The sequence below is a fragment of the Pedococcus ginsenosidimutans genome (assembly GCF_039544395.1).
Lineage (GTDB): Bacteria > Actinomycetota > Actinomycetes > Actinomycetales > Dermatophilaceae > Pedococcus > Pedococcus ginsenosidimutans.
Window position 1 is genome coordinate 494488 of the sequence record NZ_BAABLO010000004.1, and the last position, 15422, is coordinate 509909.

Sequence of the window (15422 nt, forward strand, 5' to 3'; positions counted from 1 at the left end):
GAAATCAACAGTCCGTTTACAGATCGGCAACCGATTCCGTAGCAGGGGGACTTGCGCCAAACGGCGGCGACCGACACCATGGCCGCGTGACCCGCACCCCCGGCAACGGCTCCGATGTGCGCCTCGACGACGTGTCGAAGGCGATCATCGAGCAGCTGCAGGAGGACGGGCGGCAGTCCTACGCCACGATCGCCAAGCGCGTCGGGCTGTCCGAGGCGGCGGTGCGCCAGCGCGTGCAGCGCCTCCTCGACCAGGAGGTCATGCAGATCGTCGCGGTGACGGACCCCCTCCAGGTGGGGTTCCGCCGCCAGGCCATGATCGGCATCCGTGTCGACGGGGACCTCACCCCCGTCGGCGACGCCTTGTCGGCCATGGACGAGGTCGACTACGTCGTCACCACGGCGGGGTCGTTCGACATCCTCGCCGAGGTCGTCTGCGAGGACGACACCGAGCTGCTCGAGCTCCTGACCAAGCGCATCCGCACCCTTCCCGGCGTGCAGACGACCGAGACCTTCGTCTACCTGAAACTCAACAAGCAGCACTACAACTGGGGTACCCGATGACCACTGAGCCCACCGCCGCCTACGAACCGTCCTCCGACCTGCGGACCCCCTCCGGGGCCCTCTACTCCGAGGCGGCCCGCGACCACCTCTGGATGCACTTCACGCGGCACTCCGTCTTCGAGGACCGCAGCGAGGGCGGCCTGGCCCACAGCGTCCCCATCATCGTGCGCGGCGAGGGCCACAAGATCTGGGACGACCGCGGCAACGAGTACATCGATGGCCTCGCTGGCCTGTTCGTGGTGCAGGTCGGGCACGGGCGGGTCGAGCTCGCCGAGGCGGCGGCCAAGCAGGCCAAGGACCTCGCGTTCTTCCCGCTGTGGTCCTATGCCCACCCGCGCGCCATCGAGCTGGCCGAGCGCCTGGCGGCCGGAGCCCCCGGCGACCTCAACCGCGTCTTCTTCACCACCGGTGGCGGCGAGGCCGTGGAGACCGCGTGGAAGCTCGCCAAGCAGTACTTCAAGCTGACCGGCAAGCCCACCAAGCACAAGGTGATCAGCCGCGCGGTGGCTTACCACGGCACCCCGCAGGGCGCGCTGTCCATCACGGGCATCCCGGCGGCCAAGGAGATGTTCGAGCCGCTCGTGCCCGGGGCCTTCAAGGTGCCCAACACCAACCACTACCGCGCCCCCGAGCACCTGCGTGACGACGAGAAGGCGTTCGGCCGCTGGGCCGCCGACCGCATCGCCGAGGCCATCGAGTTCGAGGGCCCCGACACCGTGGCCGCGGTGTTCCTCGAGCCGGTGCAGAACTCCGGAGGCTGCTTCCCGCCGCCGCCCGGCTACTTCGAGCGGGTCCGCGAGATCTGCGACGAGTACGACGTGCTGCTCGTCTCCGACGAGGTCATCTGCTCGTTCGGCCGCATCGGCTCGATGTTCGCCTGCGACGACTTCAACTACGTGCCCGACATCATCACCTGTGCCAAGGGCATGACCTCCGGCTACTCCCCCATCGGCGCGATGATCGCCAGCGACCGCCTGTTCGAGCCGTTCAAGAAGGGCACCAACTACTTCCCGCACGGCTACACCTTCGGCGGCCACCCCGTGAGCGCGGCCGTGGCGATGGCGAACCTCGACATCTTCGAGCGCGAGGGCCTCAACGACCACGTCAAGGACAACGCCCCGCACTTCCGGGCGACCCTGGAGAAGCTGCTCGACCTGCCGATCGTCGGCGACGTCCGCGGTGCCGGGTACTTCTACGGCATCGAGCTCGTCAAGGACAAGGACACGCGCGAGACGTTCAACGACGAGGAGTCCGAGCGGCTGCTGCGCGGCTACCTGTCCAAGGCCCTGTTCGACGCCGGCATCTACTGCCGCGCCGACGACCGTGGCGACCCGGTCATCCAGCTCGCGCCGCCGCTCATCATCGGGCAGCCGGAGTTCGACGACATCGAGAGCCGGCTGAGGTCGGTCCTCAAGGACGCCGAGAAGCACCTCTGAGCCGGCTCACCTCGTGACCCGGCCCCTCTGGTCCGAGGGCATCGCCGAGGAGGGCTCGTACGCCGCGACGTCGGCGCGCGAGCCCTCCTCGCCCTCCCTGCCCTCGCCGTCCCTGCCCTCGCCGTCCCTGCCCTCGCCGTCCCTGCCTTCCCGTGCGGACGTCGTCATCGTCGGCGCGGGCTACACCGGCCTGTGGACCGCGCACTACCTCCTCGCGGCCGAGCCGACCCTGGACGTGGTGCTGCTCGAGGCCGGGCACGCGGGCTTCGGCGCCAGCGGCCGCAACGGCGGCTGGGTGTCGGCGCTGTGGCCGGTGGGCCCGGAGACCCTGGCCCGGGGCCACGGTCGTGCCGCCGCGGCAGCGATGCTCGCCGAGCTGCGCAACACCGTCGACGAGGTCGGCCGGGCAGCGGCGTCCGCCGGGATCGACTGCGGCTTCCACCGGGGCGGCACCCTCGGCCTGGCCCGCTCCACCGCTCAGGTCGAGCGCGCCCGGGCGGAGGTCGCGCACTCCGACCAGTGGGGCATCGGCACCAGGTGGCTCGACGCACAGGAGGCCAGCGCGCGGCTCGCCGCCGACGGCGTGCTCGGCGCGACGTACAACCCGCACTGCGCCCGCGTGCACCCTCGCCGCCTCGTCGACGGCCTGGCCGCCGAGGTCCGTCGGCAGGGCGCCCGTGTCGTCGAGGGTGTGCGCGTCGAGGCGTTGGGGCCGGGGTTCGCGCGGCTGGCCGACGGCCGGAGCGTCGGGGCCACCCACGTCATCCGGGCCACCGAGGGGTTCACCCCCACCCTCGCCCGGCACCGTCGCACGGTCGCCCCGGTCTACTCCCTCATGGTCGCCACCGAGCCGCTGCCGGCCCGGCTCTGGGAGCAGATCGGGCTCGCCGAGCGCGAGACCTTCGCCGACCACCGCCACGTGGTGATCTACGGCCAGCGCACCGTCGACGACCGGCTGGCGTTCGGGGGTCGCGGCGCGCCGTACCACTTTGCTTCGCGCGTCCGACCCGGGTTCGACCACGACGCAAGGGTCTTCGCCGACCTGCGGGCGACGCTGACCGACCTGCTCCCGCAGCTCGAGGGCGTCCGGTTCACGCATGCGTGGGGTGGTCCGCTGGGCATCGCGCGCGACTGGCAGCCGTCCGTCGGCCACGACCCGGCGACCGGTCTCGGCTGGGCCGGGGGCTACGTCGGCGACGGCGTGGCTGCGAGCAACCTCGCCGGCCGCACCCTCGCCGACCTCGTGCTCGGCCGGGCGACCCCCATCACCCAGCTGCCCTGGGTGGGGCACCGCAGCCGTCGCTGGGAGCCCGAGCCCGCGCGCTGGGTGGGCATCAACGCGGGCCTGCGGCTCGCGCACGCAGCCGACGCCGAGGAGGCCCGCACCGGCCGTCCCGCACGGCTCGCGCGCCTGCTCTCGGCGGTGACCGGCCACTGAGGCCGGGCGCCTCGCAGGCTGGCAGACTCACCACCGTGTCCACCCCTCCCGCCGAGCTCTCAGCCGCAGCGCTCGAGTTCGTCACCGTCCGCCACCTCGCCACGCTGACGACCCTGCGCCCCGACGGCTCCCCGCACGTCGTGCCGGTCGGGTTCACCTGGGACCCCGAAGCCCTCGTGGCACGCGTCATCACCAGCGGCACGAGTCGCAAGGCGCGCAACGCCGCCGCCGGCACCCGGGCGGTGCTGTGCCAGGTCGACGGCCGCCACTGGCTGTCCCTCGAGGGCACCGCCCGCGTCCTCGACGACCAGGCCTCCGTGGCCGAGGCCGTGCAGCGGTATGCCGCCCGCTACCGCGTGCCCCGTGAGAACCCCGAGCGCGTCGTCATCGAGATCGCCGTCGACCGCGTCCTCGGCAACGTCTGACGCCGCACCCGTAGGGTCTGGGCATGACCGCCGAGGACAGCAGCAGGCACCGCGAGGTGGAGACCCTCGCCGCCCTCGACGCGGTCCTCGCGTCCGGGCGCCCGCTGCGGGGGCTGCGCCTGCAGGACCTCGACCTGACCCGCCGCGAGGACGCCTTCCTCGCGCGCACCGACGTCGAGGGCCTCGTGGTGCTCGGCGGCCGGCTGTCCGAGGCCCTCGACGTGCACCTGCGGACGCACCACGCGCTGGTCTTCCCCAGCGACCCCCACGCGCCCGTGGACCCCTACCGCGCCACCCTCTACTCACCCCTGGAGCTCTACCGCGGCCTGGCCGACCGCGGGTACGCCGCCACTCCCGACGCGCGGGCCTACCGGTGGGCACGCGAGGCCGCCGCCCACCACGACGCCTTCGTCACGCTGCTGCGGGCCATCCACGACGACTCGGTCACCGACGCGCTCGACGAGTTCGTCGACGGGCGCCCCGTCGTCGGCGTGATGGGCGGCCACGCCCTCGAACGCGGCCGCACGGCGTACGCGGGCGCCGCCCACCTCGGCAGGACGTTGGCCCGGGCGGGTCTCGTCGTGGCCACCGGCGGGGGTCCCGGGGCGATGGAGGCAGCCAACCTGGGGGCCTACGCCGCCAGGGGCGACGGGCTCGACCAGGGTCCCGACGACGGGCTCGACGACGCCCTGGACCGGTTGGCGTCCGTCCCGTCGTTCCGTGAGGACGTCGGCCGGTGGGCCCAGCTCGCGCTCGACGTGCGCGCCGACCTCGGCCCGGGGTCGGGGCGCAGCCTCGGCATCCCCACGTGGTTCTACGGCCACGAGCCGCCGGGCGTCTTCTGCGACGGCATCGCCAAGTACTTCTCCAACGCGCTGCGCGAGGACGGCCTGCTCGCCCGCTCGACGCACGGTCTCGTCGTGCTCGAGGGCGCCGCCGGCACCGTGCAGGAGGTGTTCCAGGCGGTGACGCCGCTGTTCTACGCGACGCCCGGGGCCGTCCTGCCGCCGCTGGTCCTGGTCGGGCACGAGTACTGGACCGACACCGTCCCCGTGTGGGCGGCGGTCGCGGCCCTGGCGCGAGGGCGTGGCATGGACGGCGTCGTGCACCTCGTCGACACGGTGCAGGAGGCGGCCGACGTCGTGACCGCGGGACTCCCCCGCGGCGCGCACGCCTCCGCCGACGCACAGGCGGACCCGTCCCGAGAGGCCCACCCGTGAAGCTGACCGACCTCGCAGGACTGCCCCTGACCTACGCGCCACGCGGGCTCACCCTCGACGGGCCCCTACCGGACGGCTTCCACCACCTCGAGGTCGAGCGCCGCCTCGGCGCCGGCGACGCCGTCCACGCGCGCGCGGCCGAGGCACTCATGCGCTGGGCCCCCCAGCGCGGCATCGGGCTGCGCCCTCAGGCGACCGCACCCCGGGCCGCGTCCGGCGTCGACATCCTCAGCCACCTGGTCGTCCTGCCCGTGCCGTGCCGAGTCGTGTGGACCGTCGAGGACGCCGGTCGCACCGGCTTCGGCTACGGCACGCTGGCCGGCCACCCGGAGAGCGGTGAAGAGGGGTTCCTCGTCGAGCGTCGGGGCGAGGACGTGTACGCCGTGATCCGGGCCTACGCCCGCCCGGCGACGGCCCTCACCCGGCTCGGCGGGCCGCTGACCTGGGTGGGGCAGCGCGTCGCCGCGCAGGGCTACCTGCGAGCCCTGCAGCACGCCGCCGACGGCCGCACCCGGTAGCCCGTCCGACCCGCGCCGAGCCGCGCGGCCGCCTGGCCGAGCCACCTCGCCGAGCCGCCCCGTTCCGGCGGGTCGGGTCAGTCGAACACGATGGTGCGACGACCCCGCAGCACCACCCGGTGCTCGGCGTGCCACCGCACCGCCCGGGCCAGCGCCATCGCCTCGAGCTCCTGGCCCACGGAGGCCAGCTGGGCCGGGCTCATCCGGTGGTCCACGCGGCGGAAGTCCTGCTCGATGATCGGCCCCTCGTCGAGGTCGGCCGTGACGTAGTGCGCGGTGGCCCCGATGACCTTGACCCCCCGGTCGTGCGCCTGGGTGTAGGGCTTGGCGCCCTTGAAGCTCGGCAGCAGCGAGTGGTGGATGTTGATGACCCGTCCCGGCAGGTCGGCGCACAGCTCCGGCGAGAGGATCTGCATGTAGCGGGCCAGGACCACGGTGTCCGCCTCGTAGCGGTCGATGAGCTCGCGCAGCTCCTGCTCCGCCGCCGGCTTGGTCGCCCGCGTCACCGGGACGTGGTGGAACGGCACCCCGTGCCACTCGGCGAGCCCGCGGAAGTCGTCGTGGTTGGACACGATGCCGGGCACCTCGATGGGCAGCGCCCCGCTCTCCACCCTGAACAGGAGGTCGTTGAGGCAGTGGCCCTGCTGGCTCACCATGACGAGCACCCGCGGGCGCCGGGCGAGGTCGTGCACGGCGTACTCCATCGCGTACTCGGCCGCGACCCCGCGCAGCGCGGCCTCGACCTCGCTCACCGCGAGCGGGGCGCCCTCTCGGGCCAGGTGCATCCGCAGGTGGAACTCGCCGGAGGTGGCGTCGGCGAACTGCTGGCTGTCCAGGATCGTCAGCGCGAGGTCGAGGACGACACCGGAGACGGCGTGGACGATGCCGCGGCGGTCGGGGCAGGAGACGGTGAGGACGAACTCGCGGCCGGGATCGGGGACGGTGGGGGCGGTCTGCTGCACGCGCCCAGCCTAGGGCCGGGTCACCAGCACGATCCCGAGGCACATCTCGTCGGTCGTGCCCTCGCCCCACACGACGTAGCGCTCGGGCACCCCCTGCAGCGCCGGGAGCTGGTCACGCAGGCTCTGGTCGTGCCGGCAGGTGACGGTCAACGTGTCGCCGGGCGACAGGTGCACGGCGGGCTGCACGGGGCGGCTGCCCTGGTTGTCGAAGTCCCACACCGGCAGGTCGAGGATGGTCCGGGCGCCCGGTTTCCCGTGGTTGACCTCGACCGTGATCGCGCGACCCAGCAGGTGCATGTGCCCGGCGACGGCCCGGACGGTCTCGGCCTGGCGGACGGTGCGGGTGCACGACTGGGTGGCCGAGGCCCGGATGGGTCCGCAGAGCAGGTGCAGGGCGTTGGCCGCGAACCCTGCCTCGGCGCCGAACCGGCGCTGGACGTCGGCCACTGCCGCCGCGCGGTCGCACAGCGGACCGGTGCGCCCGGGTCGGCACGGCAGCTCGACCGGGCCAGGCAGCAGGACCGTCTGCAGAGCCTTGCGGCTGCCGTCGTCGGCGGCGACCCGGAGCCTGGCGGCACTGAGGTCCGGGGCGTGGCCGGCGAGGAGGTTGTAGTGGACCTGCATGACGATCCGTGACCCCGCCTCCACGGGGAGTCCCACGTCCCGGGGCAGCACCTGCTCACCACCGCCGGGAGCCCACGCACCCAGCCACGGGGCGTCCTCCAGGGCACTTCCCTGGGACTCGATGCCCGTGCCGCCGAAGCAGGTCCAGCCCTGGCCCGGCTGGGCCCGGTCGATGGCCTCGGCGCGCGCCACCGCGTCCGGGGGGACCCGGAACAGGATCACGTGGTGGACCACGCGGGGGCTGCCGGGGAGGACGTCGATGCCGGTGACCATCGACCGCGTACGGATCCCGGGGTCGAGCAGGAAGCAGCGGTAGTCGTCGGTGCCCGGCGCGGCAGGCGCCTTCGGCGTGTACGGCGCGGGCATGCGCACCGTGACGAGGCGCTCCCCCGGGCGCAGCGGCGCAGGCGGCCGGGTCGCCTGCCCGGTGGTGTGCCCACCGTGGGCCGTCGCGTCGGCACCCGCGCCTGCGGCAGCCGGCGTCGCCGAGCCTGTCGCCGTCCGGCCGGCGCCACCGGTCTGCGCCGAGGCACAGCCCGCCAGCAGCAGGACGGTCGCCGCGAGGAGGGCCACGGCGCGAGGAGGTCTCACCTCACGAGTGTAGGCACGCCCCCGGCGAGGTCGCTGGTGTCGGCGCCCGCAGCCGGGCGTCCCAGGAAATCGGTCTGCCGCAGGCTCCGGTCAGGCCGTCGAGGCCGCGAGCTGGCCGCAGGCGCCGTCGATGTCCTGGCCACGGGTGTCGCGGATCGTCGTGGGGATGCCGTGGGCGCGCAGCCGCTCGACGAACTGCTGCTCGACCCCAGGGCGCGACGCCGTCCACTTCGACCCGGGTGTCGGGTTGAGCGGGATGGGGTTGACGTGCACCCAGCCCCGTCCGCGGCCGTTCAGCTTCGACCCCAGGAGGTCCGCCCGCCAGGCGTGGTCGTTGATGTCCTTGATGAGGGCGTACTCGATGCTCACCCGGCGGCCGGTCGCCTCGTAGTAGCGGTAGGCGGCGTCGAGCGCCTCGTCGACGCTCCAGCGCGTGTTGATCGGGACCAGCTCGTTGCGCAGCTCGTCGTCGGGGGCGTGCAGCGACAGTGCGAGCGTCACCGGGATGCCCTCCCCTGCCAGCTTGTCGATGGCAGGGACGAGGCCGACGGTCGACATCGTGATGCCGCGCGCCGACATGCCCAGCCCGTCCGGGGCGGGGTCGGTGAGCCGGCGTATGGCGCCCACGGCCGCCTTGTAGTTGGCCAGCGCCTCCCCCATGCCCATGAAGACGACGTTGGAGATGCGCGTGGGCCCGGTGGGCTCGGGGGCGCCGTCCTCGTCGCCGAGCTCCGCCATGTCGGCGTGTGCGGCCGCGTCGGTGCCCGGCGAACCGGTGGTGGCCGCGGGGAGCTCGCCTCGGCGCAGCATCCGGGCAGCGTGGACGACCTGCTCCACGATCTCGCCCGCCGACATGTTACGGGTGAGCCCAGCCTGCCCGGTCGCGCAGAACGGGCAGTTCATGCCGCACCCGGCCTGGCTCGAGATGCAGATGGTGACGCGCTTGGGGTAGCGCATGAGCACCGACTCGACGATGGCCCCGTCGTGCAGCTTCCAGGCCGACTTCACGGTCATGCCGTCGTCGGCCGTGCGCTGGACGTGGGGGGTGAGCAGCGTCGGGAGCAGGTCGCGGACGAGGTCCTCGCGGACACCCTTCGGCAGGTCGGTCATGTCCTCGGGCGACTCGACGAGTCGCTCGAAGTAGTGCGTCGACAGCTGCTTGGCCCGGAACCCCTTGTGCCCCAGTGCCTCGACGGCAGCCTTGCGCTCGGCCGGGTCGAGGTCGGCCAGGTGGCGCGGAGGCTTCCCGCGACGGGGCGCGGTGAAGGTGAGCGCACCGGGGGCGGGACGCGCGGTCGTGGGCTCGGGCAGGGAGGTCGTCATGGCCCCACCAGTTTCGCAGGCCGTGGGCCAACCACCCAATCCTCTGCCGTGCGCCCGATGGGGCAGGCGTCCGGGGCGGAGCCCGCCCGAGGTGTGGGTGCCCTACGCGGGGACGACCCAGGCGAGCAGCGCCCAGGCGACCGGCGCCACGAGGACGAGGGAGTCGAGCCGGTCCATCACCCCGCCGTGGCCGGGCAGGATCGTGCTCATGTCCTTGATGCCGAGGTCGCGCTTGATGGTCGACTCGGTGAGGTCGCCGACCGTGGCGGCCACGGCGACGCAGGCACCGAGGAGCGCCCCGCCCCACCACGGCCCGTCCAGGAGGAGGACCACCGCGGCCGCGCCACCGGCCACACAGGTGACGACGGAGCCGGCGAAGCCCTCCCAGGACTTCTTCGGGCTCACCGACGGCGCCATGGGGTGGCGGCCGAAGATCACCCCGAACGCGTAGCCGCCGACGTCCGAGAGCACGGTGACGAGGATGAAGACGATGATCCGCCTCGCCCCGTCGTCCGGCGCCAGCATGAGGGCGGCGAACCCGGCCAGGAACGACGGGTAGACCGCCACGAACACGCCACCTACGACGTCGCGCACGGCATCGAGCACCCCGTCGGCGACCCGCCACAGCAGGATGCCGACGCAGGTCAGGCCCAGGGTGACGATGAGCGCCTCGCCCCCGCCGACGTACGCGGACACGATCATGCTCACGCTGCCGACGAGGCTCGGCACGAACGGCACGAGGATCGAGACCTGGGCGAGTGCTCGCCGCAGCTCCCACACGCCGACCCCCACCGCCGCCACGACGATGACGAGCATGAGCTCCTTGCGCACGACCAGCGACAGGATGATCAGCGCGCCGAGGCCGACCCCCACACCGATGGCCGCGGGCAGGTTGCGGCCGGCCCGCGAGGTCTTGGCGCCGCGGGCAGCCGAGCGACCGCCGTCACCGGAGCCGGAGGGGTCCTGGTGGCGGGCGCTTCGGGACTGGGGTGCGGACATGGGCGTCATGGGCTCTGTGGAGCGGCGAGCGCCTCAGACCTCGAGGAGCTCGGCCTCCTTGCCCTTGAGCAGCTCGTCGACGCTCTCGACGTACTTCTTGGTCGTCGAGTCGAGCTCCTTCTCACCGCGCGCGCCGTCGTCCTCGCCGACCTCGCCGTCCTTGACCAGCTTGTCGAGCTCGTCCTTGGCCTTGCGGCGGATGTTGCGGATGGAGACCTTGGCCTCCTCGCCCTTGTGGCGCGCGAGCTTGATGTAGTCGCGGCGCCGCTCCTCGGTGAGCTGCGGGAGCACGCAGCGGATGACGTTGCCGTCGTTGCTGGGGTTGACGCCGAGGTCGGAGTCGCGCAGCGTCTTCTCGATCTCGTGCATCGCCGACTTGTCGAACGGCGAGATGAGGATGGTGCGGGCCTCGGGCGTCTGGAACGACGCGAGCTGCTGCAGCGGGGTCGGCGCGCCGTAGTAACTGACCATGAGCTTGTTGAACATGCCCGGGGTCGCCCGACCGGTGCGGATACCCGCGAAGTCCTCCTTGGCGACCTCGACGGCCTTCTCCATCTTCTCCTCTGCCTCGAGGAGGGTCTCTTCAATCATGTCCGGCTCCTTCTGGGCGTTCCCTGCTGGGACCGCCGGTCGTGGGTGGTCAGTCGTGCGCGTGGGTCGGTCGTCGCCGACTCACCCCGGGGTGACCAGCGTCCCGATCCTCTCACCACGCAGGGCCTTGACGACGTTGCCCTCGCCCTCCATCCCGAAGACGACCATGGGCAGCTTGTTGTCCATGCAGAGGCTGAACGCGGCCGTGTCGACGACGCGCAGCCCCTGCTGCATGGCATCGGAGTAGGTGATCTCGTCGTACTTGGTGGCCTCGGGGTGCGTGCGCGGGTCGGCGTCGTAGACCCCGTCCACGCCGTTCTTGCTCATGAGCACCGCGTCGCACTTGATCTCCAGGGCGCGCTGGGCCGAGACCGTGTCGGTGGAGAAGAACGGCATCCCCGCACCGGCGCCGAAGATGACCACGCGCCCCTTCTCGAGGTGGCGGATGGCCCGGCGCGGGATGTACGGCTCGGCCACCTGTCCCATCGCGATGGCGGTCTGGACCCGGGTCTCGATGCCTTCCTTCTCGAGGAAGTCCTGCAGGGCCAGGCAGTTCATGACCGTGCCCAGCATGCCCATGTAGTCGGCGCGGGTGCGGTCCATCCCCTGCTGCTGGAGCTCGGCCCCGCGGAAGAAGTTGCCGCCGCCGATGACCACGGCCACCTGGATGCCCTCGCGCACCGACTGCGCGATCTGGCGGGCCACCTGACGCACGACGTCGGGGGCCAGGCCCACCTTGCCCCCGCCGAAGACCTCGCCCGAGAGCTTGAGCAGCACCCGGCGGTGCTGGTGGTTGGGGCCGGCGGTGGACGATCCGGCTGGGGCGGTCTGCTCGGGGGCAGAAGTCACGACAGATCCTCCTGGGCTGTGCGGGCGGTCACCGAATACTTCCACACGTTGCCCCGGCGCCCCTACCGCCGCCGTGGGCTCGGGGTCCGCGGCCGACGGGGCTCGGGTCCGCGGCCGACGGGGCACGGGGTCCGTGGCCGCCGGGTACGGGTTCGTGGCCGGCGGCGGCGCATGGCAGGGTTGGCCCATCGAGCTGCGAAGGAGACGCACCATGAGGTCAGGCATCCTCCCCGGGCACCGCGACGAGACGGTCCGGCCCCAGGACGACCTGTTCGGCTACGCCAACGGCACGTGGGTGCGCGAGACGCAGATCCCCGGGGACCGCGGTCGCTACGGCACCTTCGACATGCTGCGGGAGCAGTCCGACGAGCGGGTGCGCCGGCTGATCGACCGGGCCGCGGCCGACACGACGGCCGAACCCGGCTCCCCCACCCGCAAGGTGGGCGACCTCTACCGCGCGTTCATGGACGAGGAGCGGGCCGAGGCGCTGGGCCGCTCGCCGATCGACGACGACCTCGAGGAGATCGCCAAGATCACCGGCACCGACGAGCTCTTCAAGACCATGGGCAGGCTGCAGCGCCAAGGGCTGGCGGGCGTCATGGGGCTCTACGTCGCCCCGGACGCCAAGTCGCCCGAGGACTACGTCCTCTACCTCCACCAGGGCGGGCTGGGCCTGCCGGACGAGTCCTACTACCGCGAGGAGCGCCACGCGGCCGTGCGGGAGGCGTACCTCCCCCACGTGGCCAGGATGCTGGCCCTCGCGGGCGTCGGTGACGGGTCCACCGGTGAGGACTCCCGCGCGGCGCGCGTGGTCGCCCTCGAGACCCGGCTGGCCGGGCACCACTGGGACAACGTGGCGACCCGCGACGCCGTGAAGAGCTACAACCCCAACACCCGCTACGGGCTCGAGGACCGCGCGCCGGACGTCCCGTGGGAGGACTACCTGCGCGGCCTCAAGGCCAAGTCGGCCTTCGAGCACGTCGTGGTGGGCCAGCCCGAGTTCCTCGAGGGGCTCTCGATCCTCCTGGACGAGGTCGTGATCGACGACTGGCGCGACTGGCTGGCCTTCCACCTGGTCAGCTCGGCCGCCCCCCTGCTCAGCCGGGAGTTCGTCGACGCCGAGTTCGACTTCTCCGGCCGGGTCGTCTCCGGCCTGCCGGAGAACCGGGACCGCTGGAAGCGGGGGGTCTCGCTCGTCGAGGGGGCGATCGGCGAGGCCGTGGGCCAGCTGTACGCCGCCGAGTTCTTCCCGCCCGCCGCCAAGGAGCGCATGCTCGAGCTCGTCGGCAACCTCGTCGAGGCCTTCCGCCGCTCGTTCGAGGGCCTGGACTGGATGGGGCCGCAGACCCGCGCCCAGGCGCTGGAGAAGCTCGCGTCCTTCACGCCCAAGGTCGGCTACCCCGACGTGTGGCGCGACTACTCGAAGCTGGAGGTCGACGACGACCTGCTCGGCACCGTACGGCGCGCCAACGAGTTCGAGTGGGAGCGGCAGCTCGGCAAGCTGGGCGGCCCGATCGACCGCACCGAGTGGATGATGCTGCCCCAGACGGTCAACGCCTACTACCACCCGCTGCTCAACGAGATCGTCTTCCCTGCCGGCATCCTCCAGCCGCCGTTCTTCGACCTCGACGCCGACGACGCCGTCAACTACGGCGCCATCGGGGCGGTCATCGGGCACGAGATCGGCCACGGCTTCGACGACCAGGGCTCGCGGTACGACGCCCACGGCGCCCTGCGCGACTGGTGGACCGAGGAGGACCGGGCCCGCTTCGACGAGCGCACCCAGGCCCTCATCGCGCAGTTCAGCGAGCTCTCGCCCCTGGCCTCCCCCGAGGACAAGGTCAACGGCGCGCTCACCGTCGGCGAGAACATCGGCGACCTCGGCGGACTCGCCATCGGCTACTCCGCCTACCGCATCGCCACCGAGGGCCAGCAGGTCCCCGAGCTGGACGGCCTCACCGGCCCCCAGCGGTTCTTCGTCGGCTGGGCGCAGGTGTGGTCGGGCAAGGCCCGCCCCGAGGAGGCCAAGCGCCTGCTCGCCATCGACCCCCACTCGCCCACCGAGGTCCGCGCCAACGCCGTGCGCAACTGCGACGAGTTCCACGAGGCGTTCGGGGTGCGCGAGGGCGACGGCATGTGGCTGGCGCCCGAGCAGCGCGTCCACATCTTCTGAGCAGCCGATGAGCGACACCCTCCGCGACGACCAGCCGGTCACCGTCGCCATCACCCGGCGGGTCCGACCGGAGGACGAGCGGCTCATGCAGGCCTGGGTCGAGGCAGGCACCTCGCTGGCCCAGGGCTTCCCGGGCTTCATGGGCACCGGCTGGCTGCGGCCCGGTCCCGGATCACGCGAGTGGCACATGCTCTACCGCTTCGACTCCCGCGCCAGCCTGCTGCTGTGGGAGGAGTCCCGCGAGCGCACCATGTGGCTGCGGTCGGCACAGGACCTCGTGCAGCACACCAGGGTCGAGCACCGGACCGGCATCGAGGGCTGGTTCGACGAGCCCCGGTCACGGCCCGCCGACGACGTCGCCGAGCCCGTGCCACCGGCTCCCCCACGGTGGAAGCAGGCCGTGACGATCTGGCTGGCCTTCTTCCCGACCAACCTGCTGTTCACGTGGCTGCTGCTCCCGGTGACGCGGGACTGGGTGCTGCCTCTGCGCGTGCTGTTCATGACGCTGCTGCTCACACCGGTCATGACCTACCTCGTGCTGCCGCAGGTCACGCGGCTGCTGCAACCCTGGCTGGTCAGAACCCGGCGTACCTGAGCAGGAACTCGGTCTCGGTGTCGCGCCCGCCCCGCGGGTCGGGACCCGGGTCGACGTCCTGGACCGTCCTCAGCTGCTCCGGCGGGATGCGCTCGGGCAGGTGGGTGTAGTCCCGTGGCTCACGATCCGGTGGCGGCTTCGGCGTGGTCTTCCGTGCTCTCCCCATGCCTCAGTATGCCGCGGAGCCGACCCGGCCACGCGGCGTACGCGGGAACGGCGCGAGGCCCGCCCCCCGAAGGGGACGGGCCTCGTGTGCTGCAGTGGAGCCGGTGAGGGCTCTCGGGTCAGCTGCCGACGCGGAAGCGCGCGAAGGACGTCGCGGTAGCGCCGGCCTCCTCGAGCACCTTGGCGACGGTCTTCTTGGCGTCCTTGGCGAACGGCTGCTCGAGCAGGACGTTCTCCTTGAAGAAGCCGTTGACGCGACCCTCGACGATCTTCGGGAGGGCGGCCTCGGGCTTGCCCTCCTCCTTCGCGGTGGCCTCGGCCACGCGACGCTCGTTCTCGACGGTGGTCGGGTCGACCTCGTCACGGGTCAGCACGGTGGGGCTGAAGGCCGCCACGTGCATCGCGACGTCGCGCACGACCTGCTCGTCGCCACCCTCGGCGCCGACGAGGACACCGATCTGGGCGGGGAGGTCGGGGCTGGTCTTGTGCAGGTAGGACACGACGACCGGGGCCTCGACGCGGGCAACGCGCTTGACCTCGATCTTCTCGCCGATGGTCGCGTTGGCCTCGTCGAGCAGCTCCTGGACGGTGCGGCCGTCCTCGAGGGTGCTCTTGAGCAGCGCGTCGGCGTCGGCCGCACCCGCGGCGACGGCCTGCGTGAGGACCTGGTCGGCGAGGGCGATGAACTTTTCGCCCTTCGCGACGAAGTCGGTCTCGCAGAGGACCTCGACGAGGGTGCCCTGGCCGCCCTCGGCCTTGGCGGTGACCAGGCCGTTGGAGGTGGTGCGACCCTCGCGCTTGGTGACGCCCTTGAGGCCCTTCACGCGAAGGATCTCGGTGGCCTTGGCGCGGTCGCCGTCAGCCTCGTCGAGGGCCTTCTTGACGTCGAGCATGCCGGCGCCCGTGGACTCGCGCAGCGCCTTGATGTCAGCGGCGGTGTAGTTCGCCAT

At 72.4% G+C, this 15422-nt stretch carries 16 protein-coding genes; 8 read left to right on the forward strand and 8 right to left on the reverse strand.

Features of this window, described 5'->3' with window-relative positions; all coding sequences use genetic code 11:
- The first annotated feature begins 86 nt into the window (after positions 1–86).
- Genes ABEA42_RS07060 through ABEA42_RS07085 form a run of 6 tightly spaced genes read left to right on the forward strand, consistent with a single transcriptional unit; the run spans position 87 to position 5600 of the window.
- Entirely contained in the window at positions 87–563 is a 477-nt protein-coding gene (locus ABEA42_RS07060; RefSeq protein ID WP_345502122.1) for an Lrp/AsnC family transcriptional regulator, read from the forward strand.
- The gene (locus tag ABEA42_RS07065; RefSeq protein WP_345502123.1) at positions 560–1999 is read left to right on the forward strand and encodes an aspartate aminotransferase family protein; all 1440 of its coding nucleotides are present in this window, start codon (positions 560–562) and stop codon (positions 1997–1999) included. Before ABEA42_RS07060 ends, ABEA42_RS07065 begins: the two co-directional genes overlap by 4 nt.
- A gap of 13 nt (positions 2000–2012) precedes the next feature.
- Positions 2013–3437, forward strand: coding sequence for an NAD(P)/FAD-dependent oxidoreductase (locus ABEA42_RS07070; protein WP_345502125.1), 1425 nt, complete (start codon positions 2013–2015; stop codon positions 3435–3437).
- Between the two features lie 35 nt (positions 3438–3472).
- Positions 3473–3862 (forward strand): pyridoxamine 5'-phosphate oxidase family protein, encoded by a 390-nt coding sequence (locus ABEA42_RS07075; RefSeq protein WP_345502126.1) that lies wholly within the window; start codon positions 3473–3475, stop codon positions 3860–3862.
- Between the two features lie 23 nt (positions 3863–3885).
- Positions 3886–5082: an LOG family protein gene (locus ABEA42_RS07080; protein WP_345502127.1), complete on the forward strand. Its 1197-nt coding sequence runs from the start codon at positions 3886–3888 to the stop codon at positions 5080–5082.
- A complete protein-coding gene (locus ABEA42_RS07085; RefSeq protein WP_345502128.1) occupies positions 5079–5600 on the forward strand; it encodes a DUF1990 family protein in 522 nt (173 codons plus the stop codon). The genes ABEA42_RS07080 and ABEA42_RS07085 overlap by 4 nt, the downstream gene beginning before the upstream one ends.
- A gap of 77 nt (positions 5601–5677) precedes the next feature.
- On the opposite strand, the gene purU is transcribed toward ABEA42_RS07085, so the two are convergent.
- The 6 genes from purU to pyrH form a co-directional block, all read right to left on the reverse strand.
- Positions 5678–6562 carry a formyltetrahydrofolate deformylase gene (purU, locus tag ABEA42_RS07090; RefSeq protein ID WP_345502129.1) on the reverse strand — a complete coding sequence of 295 codons (885 nt, stop codon included), beginning with the start codon at positions 6560–6562 and terminating at the stop codon, positions 5678–5680.
- Between the two features lie 9 nt (positions 6563–6571).
- Entirely contained in the window at positions 6572–7777 is a 1206-nt protein-coding gene (locus ABEA42_RS07095) for a monooxygenase (protein WP_345502130.1), read from the reverse strand.
- Between the two features lie 90 nt (positions 7778–7867).
- Positions 7868–9100: a 23S rRNA (adenine(2503)-C(2))-methyltransferase RlmN gene (rlmN, locus tag ABEA42_RS07100; protein WP_345502131.1), complete on the reverse strand. Its 1233-nt coding sequence runs from the start codon at positions 9098–9100 to the stop codon at positions 7868–7870.
- A 102-nt stretch (positions 9101–9202) separates the two neighbouring features.
- Positions 9203–10099, reverse strand: a complete 897-nt coding sequence (locus tag ABEA42_RS07105; protein ID WP_345502132.1) for a phosphatidate cytidylyltransferase — start codon at positions 10097–10099, stop codon at positions 9203–9205.
- Between the two features lie 33 nt (positions 10100–10132).
- Positions 10133–10690, reverse strand: coding sequence for a ribosome recycling factor (gene frr, locus ABEA42_RS07110; protein ID WP_056883663.1), 558 nt, complete (start codon positions 10688–10690; stop codon positions 10133–10135).
- Positions 10691–10771: 81 nt separating this feature from the next.
- Positions 10772–11539 carry a UMP kinase gene (gene pyrH, locus ABEA42_RS07115; protein WP_425572012.1) on the reverse strand — a complete coding sequence of 256 codons (768 nt, stop codon included), beginning with the start codon at positions 11537–11539 and terminating at the stop codon, positions 10772–10774.
- A gap of 211 nt (positions 11540–11750) precedes the next feature.
- On the opposite strand from pyrH, the gene ABEA42_RS07120 reads away from it, so the two are divergent.
- Positions 11751–13712, forward strand: a complete 1962-nt coding sequence (locus tag ABEA42_RS07120) for a M13 family metallopeptidase (RefSeq protein ID WP_345502134.1) — start codon at positions 11751–11753, stop codon at positions 13710–13712.
- Positions 13713–13719: 7 nt separating this feature from the next.
- Complete coding sequence (locus ABEA42_RS07125; RefSeq protein ID WP_345502135.1) at positions 13720–14307, forward strand: antibiotic biosynthesis monooxygenase; 588 nt, start codon at positions 13720–13722, stop codon at positions 14305–14307.
- Here the strand turns inward: ABEA42_RS07125 and ABEA42_RS07130 are convergent.
- Both ABEA42_RS07130 and tsf read right to left on the reverse strand, forming a co-directional pair.
- The gene (locus ABEA42_RS07130; RefSeq protein WP_345502136.1) at positions 14288–14473 is read right to left on the reverse strand and encodes a heme biosynthesis protein HemY; all 186 of its coding nucleotides are present in this window, start codon (positions 14471–14473) and stop codon (positions 14288–14290) included. The two genes, ABEA42_RS07125 and ABEA42_RS07130, sit on opposite strands and share 20 nt — an antisense overlap.
- A gap of 118 nt (positions 14474–14591) precedes the next feature.
- Entirely contained in the window at positions 14592–15422 is an 831-nt protein-coding gene (gene tsf / locus ABEA42_RS07135; protein WP_345502138.1) for a translation elongation factor Ts, read from the reverse strand.